The organism is Sinomonas halotolerans (assembly GCF_039615075.1).
Classification (GTDB): Bacteria; Actinomycetota; Actinomycetes; order Actinomycetales; family Micrococcaceae; genus Sinomonas; species Sinomonas halotolerans.
In genome coordinates, this window is record NZ_JBDFRB010000001.1 from 422,132 (window position 1) to 436,058 (window position 13,927).

Here is a 13,927-nt window from a genome sequence, read left to right on the forward strand (position 1 = left end):
CCCGGGCGGTAGCCCCCCCCGCCCCCACGCGGGGGGCGGGCCGCCTGCGGGGGGCCGGGCGCCCGCCCGCCGTCGTGCTTCAGCGGGTGACCCGCCGGAAGTGCGTCAGAGGTTCGACTCCGGGAGGTGCACCGGGTAGACCTCGCGGAGGAGGTGGGCGGTCTCGGACGGCGTCTTGCCGACCTTGACGCCGGCGGCCTCGAGGGCCTCCTTCTTCGCCTGGGCCGTGCCGGAGGAGCCGGAGACGATGGCGCCGGCGTGGCCCATCGTCTTGCCCTCGGGAGCGGTGAAGCCCGCGACGTAGCCGACGACCGGCTTCGTGACGTTGTTCTTGATGAACTCGGCCGCGCGCTCCTCGGCGTCGCCGCCGATCTCGCCGATCATGACGATCGCCTTCGTGTCCGGGTCCGCCTCGAACGCCGCAAGGGCGTCGATGTGGGTGGTACCGATGACGGGGTCGCCGCCGATGCCGATCGCGGTGGAGAAGCCGAGGTCACGGAGCTCGTACATCATCTGGTAGGTCAGGGTGCCGGACTTGGACACGAGGCCCACGCCGCCCTTGCCGGTGATGTTGGCCGGGGTGATGCCCACGAGGGCCTCGCCCGGGGTGATGATGCCGGGGCAGTTCGGGCCGATGATGCGGGTGGTCTGGTTGCCGTCGGCGTCCTTCTTGGACTGCGCGAGCGCCCAGAACTCGGCCGAGTCCTGGACCGGGACACCCTCGGTGATGACCACGACGAGGCCGATCTCGGCCTCGATGGCCTCGACCACGGCGTCCTTCGTGAAGGCCGGCGGGACGAACACGATCGACGTGTCCGCGCCGGTCTCGGCCATGGCCTCCTTGACGGAGCCGAAGACGGGGAGCTCGATCTCCGCGCCGTGCTGGTCCTGGTGCTTGACCGTGGTGCCGGCCTTGCGGGCGTTCACGCCGCCGACGATGTTGGTGCCGGCCGCGAGCATGCGGGCGGTGTGCTTGGAGCCCTCGCCGCCGGTGATGCCCTGGACGATGACCTTGTTGTCCTTGTTGAGGAAGATCGACATTTCTCTCGTCCCTTAGTTAGCAGCGTTCGCGAGCTCGGCAGCCTTGTCGGCGCCCTGGTCCATGTTCTCGGCGAGGGTCACCAGCGGGTGGTTGGCCTCGTGGAGGATGCGGCGGCCCTCGTCGACGTTGTTGCCGTCGAGGCGCACGACGAGCGGCTTGTTGGCCGAGTCGCCGAGCTTGTCCAGCGCGCCGACGATGCCGTTCGCCACGGCGTCGCATGCCGTGATGCCGCCGAAGACGTTCACGAAGACGCTCTTGACCTGGTCGTCGCCGAGGATGATCGAGAGGCCGTTCGCCATGACCTCGGCCGAGGCGCCGCCGCCGATGTCGAGGAAGTTGGCCGGCTTGACGTTGCCGTGGCGCTCGCCCGCGTAGGCCACGACGTCGAGCGTGGACATGACGAGCCCGGCGCCGTTGCCGATGATGCCGACCTCGCCGTCGAGCTTGACGTAGTTGAGGTCGAGGGCCTTGGCCTTGGCCTCGAGCGGGTCCTCGGAGTCCTTGTCGACGAGCTCCTCGTGCTCGGCGTGGCGGAAGCCGGCGTTCTCGTCGATCGAGACCTTGCCGTCGAGGGCGACGATGTCGCCGGCGCCGGTCTTGACGAGCGGGTTGACCTCGACGAGCGTGGCGTCCTCACCCTTGAAGACGTCCCACAGCTTCACGAGCACTGCGGCGACCTTCTCGCGCAGCTCCGGCGCGAAGCCGGCCTTCTCTACGATCTCTGCGGCCTTCTCGGCGTCGATGCCGACTGCCGGGTCCACGGGGACCTTCGCGAGGGCGTCGGGCCGCTCGACGGCGAGCTGCTCGATCTCCATGCCGCCCTCGACCGAGCACATGGCCAGGTAGTTGCGGTTGGAGCGGTCGAGGAGCACGGAGAAGTAGTACTCCTCTGCGATGTCCGCGCCCTGCGCGATCATGACCTTCTTGACCGTGTGGCCCTTGATGTCCATGCCGAGGATGTTCGAGGCGTGCTCGAAGGCCTCGTCAGCGGACTTCGCGACCTTGACACCGCCGGCCTTGCCGCGGCCGCCGATCTTCACCTGTGCCTTGACGACGGTCACGCCGCCGATCTTCTCGGCTGCAGCCTTGGCTTCCTCGGGGGTGTGCGCAACGATTCCGGCCAGCACGGGAACGCCGTGTGCCTCGAACAGATCGCGCGCCTGGTATTCAAACAGGTCCACGGTTCAGTGTCCTCTACGTCGAAGTAGTTCTGACTCGGAACACCCGTGGTTCGCCGGGAGGGAGCTTCCCTCCGGCGGGCCCAGTGCTCCAAGGGGCAACTCTAGTCCCTCGACCCCGGGGGCGGCGCCGGGCATGACGCTTTAGTGACGAAGCGCACAGCTCTACGAACCGTAGAAAAACCCCGGAATTCCGGGGTTCTCCGGCCCTCACCCCACCTTCGTGAGGGGCGCGTAGCGCAGGAGGAGCCGCTTCTCGCCGATGTCGAACCGCACCTTCGCCACGGTCTTGTCCCCCGCGCCCTCGACGCCGATGACGGTGCCCTCGCCGAACGCTGTGTGGTTCACCGTGTCCCCGGGCTCGACGGCGATCACCTCCTTCTGCGGCTGGACGCGGTTCGCCTTCTGGGCGGGAGAGATGGTCGCGAACTGGGCGTTCCGGCTCGTCCCGGAGCCCCACGACGACCCGCCGTAGCGGGAGTCGCCGCCGAACCGGGAGAACCGGTCGCCTGCGGTGCCCACCGCCGGCGGCCGCTTGGAGCCCTCGCGCTTCCAGTCGATGAGTTCGGCGGGGATCTCCCCGAGGAACTGGCTCGCCGGGTAGTACTCGCTCTGCCCCCAGAGGCTGCGCACCTCGGAGCGGGTGACGTAGAGCCGCTTGCGGGCACGGGTGAGGCCCACGTAGGCGAGCCGCCGCTCCTCGGCGAGCTCGTCGGGGTCCGTCGCCGAGCGGCGGTGCGGGAACACCCCGTGCTCCATGCCGGTGAGGAACACGACCGGGAACTCGAGGCCCTTGGCCGTGTGCAGGGTCATGAGGGTCACGACACCCTGCCGCTTCGCCTCCGCGACTGCAGCGTCCACCTCGGCCTGGGACGCGCCGTCGGGCGTGTCCGGGATCTGGTCGGCGTCCGCCACGAGGGAGACCTGCTCGAGGAACGCCTCGAGGCTCCCCTCGGGGTTCTCCCGTTCGTATTCGCGCACGACGGCGACGAGCTCGGCGAGGTTCTCGACCCTCGACTCGTCCTGGGGGTCCGTCGAAGTGCGCAGGGCTGCGAGGTAGCCCGTCTGCTCGAGCACGGCCTCGAGCGACGCGGCCGCACCGGATCCCTCCGCGACCGCCGTGAGGTCATCGAGCAGCTTGACGAAGGTCCGCACTGCATTGACTGAGCGGGTGGCCATGCCGGGGGCCTCGTCGGCTCGGCGCATGGCCGCCATGAACGGGATCCGGTCGCGCTCCGCGAGCGCGGCGATGGTCCCCTCGGCCCGCTCCCCGATCCCGCGCTTGGGCTCGTTGAGGATGCGCCGGAGGTTGACGTCGTCGTCCGGGTTGACCAGGACGCGAAGGTAGGCGAGCGCGTCCTTGACCTCCTTGCGCTCGTAGAAGCGCGTCCCGCCCACCACCTTGTAGGGCAGGCCCACGCGCATGAGGATCTCCTCGAGGCTGCGGGACTGCGCGTTGGTGCGGTAGAAGACGGCGACGTCGCCGGGCCGGAACGCGCCGGCGTCCGTGAGCCGGTCGATCTCGCCCGCGATGAAGCGGGCCTCCTCGTGCTCGTTCTCGCCGGCGTAGCCGATGATCCGCTCGCCGTCCCCCTCCGCAGTCCACAGCCGCTTCTCGGGGCGGTTGGGGTTGCGGGCGATCACCGCGTTCGCGGCGGAGAGGATGGTCTGTGTGGAGCGGTAGTTCTGCTCGAGCTTGATGGTGCGGGCGTCCGGGTAGTCCTTCTCGAACTCGACGATGTTGCGGATGTCCGCCCCGCGGAACGCGTAGATCGACTGGTCCGAGTCGCCCACCACGGTGAGCTCGGCCGGCTCCACGCCTGCGCCGGCCTCGGAGCCGTCTCCCGCGCCCACGATCTCCCGGACGAGCGCGTACTGGGCATGGTTGGTGTCCTGGTACTCGTCCACCAGCACGTGCCGGAAGCGGCGGCGATAGTTCTCGGCGACGGCGGGAAAGGCCCGGAACATGTACACCGTCTGGGCGATGAGGTCGTCGAAGTCCATCGCGTTCGCCTGGCGCAGGCGCTCGGCGTAGCCCTTGTACACCTCGGCCACGCCGGCTTCGAAGGGATCGTTGAAGTTGGCGCGCGCGGCGAAGTCCTCGGCGTCGATCAGCTCGTTCTTGAGCGCGGAGATCTTGTGCTGGACAGCCTTCGGCGCCACCTTCTTGGGATCGAGCTCGAGCCCCTTGTGCACGAGCGTGATGAGGCGCAGCGAGTCCGCAGAGTCGTAGATGGAGAAGTTCGAGTTCAGCCCGACGCTCGAGGCCTCCCTGCGCAGGATCCGGACGCACGAGGAGTGGAACGTGGAGATCCACATCCGCTGGGCCCGGTCCCCCACGAGCGCCTCGATGCGCTCGCGCATCTCTGCAGCGGCCTTGTTGGTGAAGGTGATGGCGAGGATCTCGCCGTGGTGCGCGCGGCGCGTGGCCAGCAGGTACGCGATCCGGTGGCTGAGCACGCGGGTCTTGCCGGATCCGGCGCCCGCGACGATGAGCAGCGGGCTGCCCGCGTGGGTTACGGCCTCGAGCTGCTGCGGGTTGAGCCCCTCGAGCAGGTGCGCGGCCTCGGCCTCCGCCTCGCGGCGGGCGTCCTCGGCGGGATCGGAGGCGGGGAGCCAGCCGGCGGGCAGCTCCTCCGGGGCGCCCTCCTCGTCGGGCGCAGGGGGCAGCTCCTCGGGATCCGGCTCGTGCGCGCCACCGGGCATGCCTGCCTTGGGCACGTGTGCATAGGGGTCGAAGAGCATGTCCATGGTCCTTCCATTTTAGGCCCGGCTCCCGACACTCCTCCTCCGGCAGCCCAGGCGCGCCTCCCTCACTCGGCCGCCCGGGCCTCCCCACCCGCATCCGTCCCCAGCCGGGCCTCACAGCTGTGAGGGGGCCCGCTCCAGCCCCTTCCCCTGTGGGCGCGAATGCCATATGATTCGAACATATTTTCGAATAGGCTGCTGGTTCATATCGACCACCGACCTGAATCGACGAGTGGCCTGAATCAACCCTGCGGCACCCGGCTGAAGGCGGGATGAGGACCCTGAGAGGAGGCGCGGCAATGCAGACGGAGCTGACCGCGCCCGAGGCCAACATGTTCGCCCCGCGGCACGGCAGCGGGTTCCGCGGCCGACTCTGGGCCACAGATCCCTCGCTCATGTCCCTTGAGGAGGCCGCCGCGATCGTCGCCGAGACCCCGCATCTGATGGCGTGGGCGTCGGCGGTCCAGGCTGCGGCGGTGGAGAGGGTCCGGGAGGGAATGTCCGAGGTGCCGGCGGCCACCCGGGAAGGCCAGCCGGAGAGGCTTGACGGAAACGTCGCCCACGCCCTCACAGTGACCGAGGTGGCGCTGCTCCAGGGAACGTCCGAGGCTGCGGCTGCGCGGCTCGTGAACACGGCGAGGGAACTGAGCAGTACCCACGTGGCGGTGATGGACGCCCTCGAATCCGGCGACATCACGGACCAGCATGCCCGCACCATCGTGGACCAGGCCGCGTCCCTTCCGGAATCTGCACGCGAGGCCTTCGGGATCGCGGCACTCGCGGCGGCGCGCACCCGAGCCGGCAGGCTCCGGACGCCGGGGGAATTCCGCCGCACCGCCCGGGACCTGAGGGAGAAGATGCACCCGGAGTCCATTCAGGTCCGGAAGCGCGCCGCCGCGCAGGAACGCGGCGTGTGGCTGCGTCCCGAGGATGACGGCATGGTCTCGCTGAGCGCCCTCCTGCCAGCCGAGACGGGCATGGCCTTCTACCGGCGCATCGATGCGCAGGCCCCGTCCGCGCACCGGGCCCCGGGGGAGCACCGTACGCTCCCCCAGCTCCGGGCGGACACGCTTGCACATCTGGGGCTGGGCGCGGCACTGCCGGGCGGTTCTGCGGACGGCTCCGCGGACAGTCCCGCGGACGGTTCTGCGCAGAGCCCCGCGGACGGTTCTGCGGACGGTCCCGCCGTCCCCGAAGACATGCTCGCATCTGTGCGGGCAGAGGTCGTGGTCCATGTGCCGGCTTCGGTGGTCCTCGGGTCCGATGAGGGCACCGCGTACCTCGACGGCTACGGGGTCGTCGACGCGGGCACGGCACGCCGGCTCGCCGCAGAGGCCCCCACATGGCACAGGATTTTCGACGACGTTGACGGCGCGCCGCTGCGGATCGGCCGCACCGCCTACCGTCCACCCGAGCCGCTGCGGCGGTTCCTCCGCTACAGGGACGGTACCTGCCGTTTCCCCGGGTGTACCCGGCCTGCAGAGTCGTCCGACATCGACCACACGAAGGAGTGGCAGGACGGCGGGGGCACCGACGCTGACAACCTCGCGCACCTGTGCGCCCGGCACCACGCGCTCAAGTCATTGGCGCTCATACAGGCGCGGCAGGAAGCGGCCCGCACCGCATCTGGCGGACAGTACGACGAGCCGACCGGAACGATCGTCTTCACCACCATGCTCACCTACGAACGGACCACCACCCCTGCCGATCGGGACCGGATGCTCGGTCAGAGGGACATGCCCGCGCAGCCATTCCCGCTGCTCCCCGGGGAGCCGGTGTCCGACGGGACCCCAGACGGGCGCGCACCTTGCCCAAGGCCACTCGATCGCGAGCAGCCACTCGATCGCGAGCAGCCACACGTTGAGGGGCAGCCCGAAGCGCCCTTCTGAAGCAGCACGCCCGGGTTCGGGGCGCGGTCAGTCCCCGCTGCCGTCCTTGCGGACGCCGTAGTGGTGGCCTTCGCTGTCGGTCTCGACTTCGATGCCGGCCAGCTCGTCCGCTTCCTTGGCATCCTCGGGATTGCTGCCGTAACGCTCGGGCTCGGACAGGTCCCTGCGGTTCGCGGGGCCGTAGACACCGCGCAGGCGGCTCATGGCCCGCATGAAGGCCTGGACACGGGTCTCGGGCTTGCCCGGCTCATGCCGTTCCATGCTTCCCTCCTCCATCTCTGGCCTCCTCCAAGTCCTGGCGCGCGTGCACGTCCTGGCGCGCGCCGGCGCCCTCAGGGCGTCTCGCGGCGCGTGGCCCGAACCGTCTCCGCGCTCGCGAACACCGCGTCCATGAGGGCCAGGACGCGGTTGCGGGACGCGAGCTGCTCGGTCAGGCAGGATTCGAGCTGCTCCGCGAGCCGCTCCCCGAGCCAGGCGCGTGCGTAAACGACGGCGGACTCGTAGACGGCGATGGCGGCATACTGGACTTCCAGCGCGATGGACAGGACCGCGAGGTCCGCGATCTCAGCGTCGGTCTTGCGCAGGAGCGCATGCGCCTCGCGGTCCAGACCGTCCGCGGCGTGGCAGACGGGCACGGCCACGTTGCGCCCCAGCTCGGCGAACACATCCTCGAGAACTGCGGCGTGGCGCCGAGCCTCCTCTGCGAGATCCAGGACCAGCGCGTTGACCTCGCGCCGCTGGGCACGCTGCTCGAGGGTCCCGAGCGTCACGATCCCGCGGCGGCTCGTCCCGCGCACTATGCCAAGGCGGTACACGAAGAGCTCGTGCGCCTCTGAGAAATGCTCGAACATGGCAGTCCTCGCCTCCCTGCTGGCGGGCGCTGCCGGACCACGGTGACGATCATCGTGCGGCGCGTCCGCCGCTCATGGTCCCTCCATTGTCCCGCGGCCGCCCGGCCCGGACAATGGAGCAGCCCCGGCAGGACAGCCTGCGGCCTCTACTCCTCGGCGCTGCGGTGCTGCTCTGCGAGGTCGGCCGGATCGGCCTCCACGACGATGTCCTCGGAATCGATGAGCCCGTCCTCCTCGTCCCAGACCGGCACATCCGGTTCGACGACGAAGTCCTCCGAGGGGTCCTCTTCGCGGCGCGCCTGCCCGTCATCGTCGATGGCTGCCATGTCCGTCCTCCTTCGCCGTCGCCTCACGCGCGGGTTGTCCGGCCGCGGGAGCCGATCCAGGCCCGGACCTGCGTCCAAGACATCGCTCCCGGCGCGCGTGGGTCCAGCACAGCACCGCCGCTGCGGAGGGTCAAGAGCCCCGGGGTGCTGCCGGCGGCCAACCCGCCTGACTCCCAGCCAGCCGGCCTGCCCGCCCCGCGCGGCCGACGCCAGCCAGCCCGCCACCCGCCGGCGCGTGGCGCGGTCCCCTCAGGTGAGGCGCGCGGAGGCGAGGGCGGCGATGATCTCGTGGACCGCCGTCGCGCCTCCCGCGGCGAACCACGTCAGCCCGTTCACCTCGACTGTCTCGGTGGCGCCGCCGGCGGCCGTGAGGATCGCCTTGCCCGGGAGCCAGTCCCACTGGGGGCACGAATGCTGGAACCAGGCGCCGATCTCGCCGCTCGCGACGCGCGCGAGGTCGCACGAGCCCGAGCCGAGGATGCGGATGGACGCGGAGCCCACCGCGGCGGCATGCCATGGCATCGCGGAGAGGGGCTGCTCGAGCCAGCGCGGCTGGATGGAGGTCGCCACGCCTGTCGCGGCGAGACGGTCCGTGCCCGGCCCCGCGAGCGGGGCCCCGTTGAGGGTCGCGGGCGTGTCCACCCCGCCGATCCAGAGCTTGTCCTCCTGGGGCTGGAAGATGGCGCCCAGGAGCGGGTTCGGATCCGGCTCGTCCGGCGCTGCCTCGCCCCGCAGCGCAATGGCCGAGCACCAGTAGCTCGAGCCGGTGAAGAAGTTCAGCGTCCCGTCCACGGGATCGATCACCCACGTGCGGCCCGAGGACGAGGGCACGGACGCGCCCTCCTCGCCGAACACCCCGTCGTCGGGACGGCAGCGCCGGAGCTGCTCGAGGACATACGCCTCCGCGGCCTTGTCCGCAGCCGTGACGATGTCAGAGACGGAGGTCTTGCGCTCCGCAGTCAGGCCATCCTTGCGCATCGCGAGGGCAAGGCCGCCAGCCGTTCGCACGAGCTGCTCGGCCAGCTCAGCGTCGGTGAGGGAGGGATCGAGGTCGGGCAGGTCCAGGGATGCGGGTGTCTCAGCCACCCCCTCAGCGTACCCGGGCGGCCCGCTCCTCCGGCGCCTTCCCCCAGGCGGCTGCACCCTGACGCAGCGGGATAATGGGGGCATGTCCAAGACCCCCGCCCAGCGCGCCCGCAAGCACGGAGACAGGGCCGCCCAGGCCCCCGGCCACCGCGGAGGGCAGCCGGGCCGGCCCCTCAACCCCACCACTGCGCGGACTCCCGAGCAGGCCGAGTGCAACGCGAAGCTCATCATCATCGCGGGACTCGTGGCGAGCGTGTTCATGTTCTGGTACCTGCACCTGCTCACGCTCCAGCAGATGACCCAGCTCTCGGGCGGTCTCGCGATGCCTGACTCGCTCGTGGGGGGCTTCTCACCCGACTACGTGGCCCAGCTGCGCTCGGCCATGGACGCCGACGCACTCGGGCAGCTGTCCTACGTGCACAGGACGGCCGGGACGATCTTCCCCCTCGTGGCCGGCTTCACCTTCCTCCTCGTCTTCGGCACCTGGCTCCGCGGTGCGGTGCTGCGGTGGGCGGCGTTCGGGCTCGTGGCGCTGTTCGTCGTGGTGCGCCTGTGGGGCAACGTTGCCGTGGACGGCGCCCTCGCAACCGGCGACGGCGGGCAGTCGGTCCTCGCGGCCGTTCTCGTCGTGGCGGGGTGGGTGCTCTTGGTCCTCATGCTCGCGGGTGCGGGGGCTGCTGTCCTCGCCGCGCGACGGCGGCGCCGGGCCTGAACCGGGGCCGGACCCCGAGCCGGTAGGCAATCACCGCGCCCGCGAGCGCGATTCCGGCCGTGATGGGGTAGCCCATCGCCCGCTCGAGGGTGCCCGGCTCGGGCACCTCCATGTGCAGGACCCCGCCGAGCGCCGTCGCTGCCGCAGCCACCCCTCCGCACAGGAGCACGGGCCACCCCGCCGCCGTCCGCCGCAGCCAGAGGACCCCCAGGACCACGAGCGCGAGCGAGCCTCCGCCGAAGTACCCCACCGCGCCCGTCAGGTGCAGGCCCTGCGCCACGTCCTGGGGGACGAGGCCCACCACGGCCACGCCCACGCCGGCGATCCCGAGCAGGACCCGAACCGCGAGCACACCCGCCCACGGGACGGCCGCCGCAGGGTGCCCGCCGCGCACCGCGGCGAGGATCGAGCGGATGCTGCCGGGCGGCGTCGTGCGCCTTCCCCCAGCGGCTGCGGCAGGGCGGGCGGACTCGGGCGCGGGGGAGGCACGCGCGGCGGGCCCACGCGCGCGGGCGGATGCCGCATGGAGGCTGCGGGGGGCGAGCGCGGCTGCGAGCCGGCGGTCGGCGAGCGCGGCCGGGGCATCTGCCGCCACGCGGAGCACCGCCGAGGTGATGAGCAGGGCCGCGATGACCATGCCCGCGCCCTGCAGCACGAACGAGATGTTCATGAGCAGGTGCAGCGGCGAGCACACGTCCCGCGCCCCGTGCGGGGCACACGTGGTCTGGCCGAGGTCGCTGATGAACCCGAGCCGTCGGCTGTACGGGGCCGGACCGGCCCACCACGCGATCGCGGCGGCCTCCGCGGCGAAGAACTGGAGGACGCTCACGGCGGACCACGCGCCGAGGTAGTGGCGCACGCCGTCCACGATCCCGGCAGCGGACGGCCGCCCCCCGGGCGCGCTGGCTCCGCCCGCCGCGCCGCCTCCTCTTGGCGCTTCGTCTCCTCTGGCCGCGTCGTCTCCTCTGGCTGCCATGCCGCCCAGCCTAGCCACGGGGTCCGACACTCCACGGCACGCCGGGCCCCGTGGCGGCGCCACGGTGGGCGGACGGGCGCGCAGGAGCACCCCGCGGATTCGGTATGCTGGAGCGTGCCCGCGTTGCGCGGGCGGGCCCCCGTAGCTCAGTAGGATAGAGCGGCCCTCTCCTAAAGGGCAGGCCATCGGTTCGATTCCGGTCGGGGGCACTTGTCGTATCCGGTGCCTGATCTGCGCACGTACCTTCGCGGGACGTGGGCCCTGCAGCGCCGCCTCACCGACCGCGCAAGCGGCACGGTGGGCACCTTCACCGGCACAGTCGCGTTCACGGACACGCCCGACGGCGGGCTCCTGCAGCGCGAGTCCGGCACCATGCGCTGGGGCTCGCATGAGGGCCCAGCCGCGCGCGAGTACGTCTGGTCGCAGACAGACGAGCCCTCCGCTATGGAGGTCTCCTTCCCCGACGGCCGCCCCTTCCATCGCGCGGACCTGGGCACCGGCTCGGCCGGCGCCGCCCATTGGTGCTCGCCGGACGACTACCGGGTCACCTACGAAGCCCTCGGGCCCGACTCCCTGCGCTGGGTCTGGGACGTCCACGGGCCCGCCAAGGACCTCCTGCTCGAGAGCGAGCTGCACCGCCGCTGAGGCTTCAGCGGGCCGGCCGGGGTCGGGCCCCTGCCACGCGGGGTCAGGCCCCTGCGACCCTCGGCGCCCTCAGGACCGGGAGGATGTGGTCGGTCAGGAGCGGTGCGAGGTCCGCCGCAGCATCGGCGGCGGGATCGATCCACCGGAGCTCGGCGATCTCGGCGGCAGGGTGCACTTCGTCCGGGTCATGCGCCCCGGGGGCACGGAACACCGTGGCCTCGATGTCAGTGCCCGCCTCGTTCGCGGCCCGTGCAACCCATACGCCCATGAGCGTGAGCTCCGAGGCGGGGACGCCGATCCCGACCTCCTCGGCGAGCTCGCGGCTCGCTGCATCGGCGGCGCTCTCGCCGGGCTCGGGCTTGCCGCCGGGGTGCATGAAGCGGTCCGTGCCCCGCTTCCGGACGGTCAGGAGTCGGCCGCCCGGCGAGAAGACGCAGACGGCGGAGACCACGATGCGGGAGGGCATGGTCCGAGCCTAGCTCGTGGGGAGCACGTAGGTCAGTCGAGGGTGTAGTCCCCCGCCACGGCGGAGGCCTCGGCGAACTGGGTGCTGTAGAGCTCGGCGTAGCGGCCGCCGGCGGCCAGCAGCTCGGAGTGGGTGCCCCGCTCCACGATCCGGCCGGCCTCCACCACCAGGATCTGGTCCGCCGCCCGAACGGTCGAGAGCCGGTGGGCGATCACGAGGGCGGTCCGGCCCTCGAGGGCCTCGGCGAGCGCTGCCTGGACGGCGGCCTCGTTGGTCGAGTCCAGCGCCGCCGTCGCCTCGTCGAGGATGACCACGCGGGGGGCCGCGAGCAGGAGCCGGGCGATGGTGAGCCTCTGCCGCTCGCCTCCGGAGAGCCGGTACCCGCGCTCGCCCACCACCGTCTCGAGCCCGTCCGGGAGCGAGCGCGCCATGGGCTCGAGGCGGGCCCTTCGCAGCACCTCCCACAGCTCGTCCTCGCTCGCGCCGGGCCGCGCCAGGCGGAGGTTCTCGGCGATCGAGGCGTGGAAGAGGTGGCCGTCCTGCGTCACCATGCCGACGGTGCCGCGCATCGAGGCGAACGTCGCGTCCCGCACGTCGACACCGCCGATCCGCACAGCACCGGAGTCCACGTCGTAGAGCCTCGCGACGAGCTGCGCCATGGTGGACTTGCCGGCCCCTGAGGAGCCGACGAGCGCGACCGTCTGCCCGGGCTCGATCCGGAAGCCCACCCCGTGGAGGACCTCCTCGCCGCCGCGGGAGTCGAGCACGGCGACTTCCTCGAGCGAGGCGAGCGAGACCTTCTCGGCGGAAGGGTAGGCGAAGCGGACGGAATCGAATTCGACCGCGACCGGGCCGGCGGGGAGCTCGCGCGCGCCGTCCTTCTCGCGGATGAGCGGCACGAGGTCCAGGACCTCGAAGACCCGCTCGAAGCTCACGAGCGCGCTCATGATCTCCACGCGTGCATTGGAGAGGTTGGTGATGGGCGCGTAGAGGCGCGTGAGCAGCAGCGCCAGCACGACGACGTCGCCCGCCGCGAGCTGCCCGTCCAGCGCGAGCGAGCCGCCCACCCCGTAGACGAGCGCGAGGGCGAGGGCGGAGACGAGGGTGAGCGCGGTGATGAAGGCGTGGGTGAGCATCGAGGACCGGATGCCGATGTCCCGCACGCGGCGGGCGCGGACGGCGAACTCCCTCGACTCCTCGTCGGGCCGGCCGAAGAGCTTGATGAGGGTGGCCCCGGGAGCGGAGAACCGCTCGGTCATCTGCGTGCTCATCGCGGAGTTGTGGGCGGCGGCCTCGCGGCGGAGGCCGGCCACGCGCGTGCCCATGCGGCGCGCGGGCAGGAGGAAGACGGGGAGCAGCACGAGGGCCAGGGCGGTGACGAGCCACGAGGTCTGCACCATCACCGCGACCGTGAGGATCAGCGCCACCGAGTTGCTCACCACGCCGGAGAGCGTCCCCGCGAACGCCGCCTGCGCGCCGATCACGTCATTGTTGAGGCGGCTCACGAGCGCGCCGGTGCGGGTGCGGGTGAAGAAGGCGATCGGCATCTTCTGGACATGGTCGAAGACGGCTCGGCGCAGGTCGAGGATCACGCCCTCGCCGATGGTCGCCGAGAGCCAGCGTGTGAGCATGCCGAAGGCGGCGTCAGCGAGCGCGACGCCGGCAATGAGCACCGCGAGCCAGGTCACCGTGGCGGGCGGTTCCGCCGCGACGATCGCGTCCACCACCCGGCCCGCGAGGACGGGCGTCGCGACGGCGAGGAAGGCCGTGATGACGGAGGATGCCACGAAGGCCGCGAGGCGCGCACGGTGCGGGCGCGCGAAGGCGAGGACGCGCCGGAGGGTCACCCGGTTGAACGGGTTCTGCCCGTCCTTGGCCTGGGAGATCTGGTGCAGCGAGCTCCACGCTGCGCTGTACATGCTGCTCATGTGTGCTGTGCCGCCTTCCGCCCCACGTGAAAGACCCGCCGGCTCGCGATTGGGGGGTGCGCGAGCCGGCGGGCCGGGCA

General features: G+C 71.5%; 13 protein-coding genes and 1 tRNA gene. 4 read left to right on the top strand and 10 right to left on the bottom strand.

What is annotated here, in order from left to right:
• Window positions 1-105: 105 nt before the first annotated feature.
• From sucD to pcrA, 3 genes are all read right to left on the bottom strand, one after another.
• The gene (gene sucD, locus ABCQ75_RS01875; protein ID WP_345882771.1) at window positions 106-1,041 is read right to left on the bottom strand and encodes a succinate--CoA ligase subunit alpha; all 936 of its coding nucleotides are present in this window, start codon (window positions 1,039-1,041) and stop codon (window positions 106-108) included.
• A gap of 12 nt (window positions 1,042-1,053) precedes the next feature.
• Window positions 1,054-2,223 carry an ADP-forming succinate--CoA ligase subunit beta gene (gene sucC / locus ABCQ75_RS01880; RefSeq protein ID WP_345882772.1) on the bottom strand — a complete coding sequence of 390 codons (1,170 nt, stop codon included), beginning with the start codon at window positions 2,221-2,223 and terminating at the stop codon, window positions 1,054-1,056.
• 207 nt (window positions 2,224-2,430) lie between these two features.
• On the bottom strand, window positions 2,431-4,971 hold the full coding sequence (gene pcrA, locus ABCQ75_RS01885; RefSeq protein WP_345882773.1) for a DNA helicase PcrA: 2,541 nt from the start codon (window positions 4,969-4,971) through the stop codon (window positions 2,431-2,433).
• A 296-nt stretch (window positions 4,972-5,267) separates the two neighbouring features.
• On the opposite strand from pcrA, the gene ABCQ75_RS01890 reads away from it, so the two are divergent.
• Window positions 5,268-6,857 carry an HNH endonuclease gene (locus ABCQ75_RS01890; RefSeq protein ID WP_345882774.1) on the top strand — a complete coding sequence of 530 codons (1,590 nt, stop codon included), beginning with the start codon at window positions 5,268-5,270 and terminating at the stop codon, window positions 6,855-6,857.
• Between the two features lie 27 nt (window positions 6,858-6,884).
• On the opposite strand, the gene ABCQ75_RS01895 is transcribed toward ABCQ75_RS01890, so the two are convergent.
• The 4 genes from ABCQ75_RS01895 to ABCQ75_RS01910 all read right to left on the bottom strand — a co-directional run bounded on the left by ABCQ75_RS01895 (window position 6,885) and on the right by ABCQ75_RS01910 (window position 9,120).
• Window positions 6,885-7,118, bottom strand: a complete 234-nt coding sequence (locus ABCQ75_RS01895) for a hypothetical protein (RefSeq protein WP_345882775.1) — start codon at window positions 7,116-7,118, stop codon at window positions 6,885-6,887.
• Between the two features lie 71 nt (window positions 7,119-7,189).
• Entirely contained in the window at window positions 7,190-7,708 is a 519-nt protein-coding gene (locus tag ABCQ75_RS01900; protein WP_345882776.1) for a DUF892 family protein, read from the bottom strand.
• A 146-nt stretch (window positions 7,709-7,854) separates the two neighbouring features.
• The gene (locus ABCQ75_RS01905) at window positions 7,855-8,034 is read right to left on the bottom strand and encodes a hypothetical protein (RefSeq protein WP_345882778.1); all 180 of its coding nucleotides are present in this window, start codon (window positions 8,032-8,034) and stop codon (window positions 7,855-7,857) included.
• Between the two features lie 249 nt (window positions 8,035-8,283).
• Complete coding sequence (locus tag ABCQ75_RS01910) at window positions 8,284-9,120, bottom strand: inositol monophosphatase family protein (protein WP_345882779.1); 837 nt, start codon at window positions 9,118-9,120, stop codon at window positions 8,284-8,286.
• Between the two features lie 82 nt (window positions 9,121-9,202).
• On the opposite strand from ABCQ75_RS01910, the gene ABCQ75_RS01915 reads away from it, so the two are divergent.
• Entirely contained in the window at window positions 9,203-9,832 is a 630-nt protein-coding gene (locus ABCQ75_RS01915) for a hypothetical protein (protein ID WP_345882780.1), read from the top strand.
• On the opposite strand, the gene ABCQ75_RS01920 is transcribed toward ABCQ75_RS01915, so the two are convergent.
• Window positions 9,774-10,808 carry a hypothetical protein gene (locus tag ABCQ75_RS01920; protein WP_345882781.1) on the bottom strand — a complete coding sequence of 345 codons (1,035 nt, stop codon included), beginning with the start codon at window positions 10,806-10,808 and terminating at the stop codon, window positions 9,774-9,776. The two genes, ABCQ75_RS01915 and ABCQ75_RS01920, sit on opposite strands and share 59 nt — an antisense overlap.
• Window positions 10,809-10,943: 135 nt before the next feature.
• Here ABCQ75_RS01920 and ABCQ75_RS01925 point away from each other — a divergent pair.
• A tRNA-Arg gene (locus ABCQ75_RS01925) sits at window positions 10,944-11,017 on the top strand.
• A 13-nt stretch (window positions 11,018-11,030) separates the two neighbouring features.
• Window positions 11,031-11,453, top strand: a complete 423-nt coding sequence (locus ABCQ75_RS01930) for a DUF6314 family protein (RefSeq protein WP_345882782.1) — start codon at window positions 11,031-11,033, stop codon at window positions 11,451-11,453.
• 43 nt (window positions 11,454-11,496) lie between these two features.
• Here the strand turns inward: ABCQ75_RS01930 and ABCQ75_RS01935 are convergent, their stop codons facing one another.
• Complete coding sequence (locus tag ABCQ75_RS01935; protein ID WP_345882783.1) at window positions 11,497-11,919, bottom strand: NUDIX hydrolase; 423 nt, start codon at window positions 11,917-11,919, stop codon at window positions 11,497-11,499.
• 32 nt (window positions 11,920-11,951) lie between these two features.
• Entirely contained in the window at window positions 11,952-13,847 is a 1,896-nt protein-coding gene (locus ABCQ75_RS01940; protein WP_345882784.1) for an ABC transporter ATP-binding protein, read from the bottom strand.
• Window positions 13,848-13,927 lie beyond the last annotated feature (80 nt).